The organism is Streptomyces thermovulgaris, assembly GCF_002155915.1.
GTDB lineage: Bacteria > Actinomycetota > Actinomycetes > Streptomycetales > Streptomycetaceae > Streptomyces > Streptomyces thermovulgaris.
Genome location: NZ_MUME01000590.1, coordinates 1 through 870 on the forward strand (window position 1 = coordinate 1; position 870 = coordinate 870).

General features: G+C 70.3%; 1 protein-coding gene and 1 pseudogene. One reads left to right on the forward strand and one right to left on the reverse strand.

Annotation, left to right across the window (positions count from 1 at the left end):
- Positions 1 to 304, reverse strand: a pseudogene (locus CCN35_RS27485) (hypothetical protein); the annotation flags it as partial.
- A gap of 461 nt (positions 305 to 765) precedes the next feature.
- On the opposite strand from CCN35_RS27485, the gene CCN35_RS28000 reads away from it, so the two are divergent.
- Positions 766 to 870 (forward strand): Hsp70 family protein (locus tag CCN35_RS28000; protein ID WP_143631937.1); only part of this gene is annotated, 105 nt, incomplete at its 3' end.

The following is an 870-nucleotide window of genomic DNA, read 5'->3' on the forward strand; positions in this document are numbered from 1 at the left end:
CGACGGCCGCCGTTCCGAGGATGCCCGCGGCCAGCTCCGCGGGCATGGCCAGAGGCGTGGGCAGTGCGGCGACCGACCCCACGCCCGCGCCCACGGCCCCGGTGCCCCGCACGGCACCGGCGACCAGGCGGTCGGCGATCTCCTCCGGGCCGAGGCCGGGAAAGTGCCGGCGCAAGGTGGCCAGATCGCGGACCGGGATCCGCGGGACCGTCTCGATCAGCCGCCCCGTGAGAGAGGACGCGGGGGAGAGGGCGAAGGAGAAGAAGGAGAAGGGGACGGGCGGCCATGCAGGACTCCTCGCCACGGGCGACATCGCATCCTCCCGTTCCGTCCTTGTCGTTCCGGCGTCGTTCCGGCGGTGCCCTCGACCCTCGGCACCCGCCTGCCCACCCCCCGTACCCGCTGGTACTGCATCGATGCGCACGCCCCGTGGAATGTGTCTGTCGGGGGTTTCCACGCCCATCGGTACATACTTGACACGAGAGAACTCAAGTTTTATTCAGGCTACATAGGCAAGTCAGGTCCGAAACCGCAGCTCGCAGTGGGCGGGGAGGTGATCTGAAGGGAAGTGCCGGGCCTGTGCACGGTGCTGGGGCGGAGCCCTCGGCCACGGCCGGGCGGCCACCTCCGCCTTTGTGACGGCGCACCCGGCACCACCCCTCTTTGAACCGCCGAACCCCCTGTGCGCGGGACCGGTCCCCTGGCGACCCGTCGGCGGGGCAGGGCCTTTGGCCGACGAGACACGGACGAGGAGGGAGAACACAGATGGCGCGTGCGGTCGGTATCGACCTCGGTACGACGAACTCGGTGGTCTCGGTCCTCGAGGGTGGTGAGCCCACCGTCATCACCAATGCGGAGGGTGCCCGGACC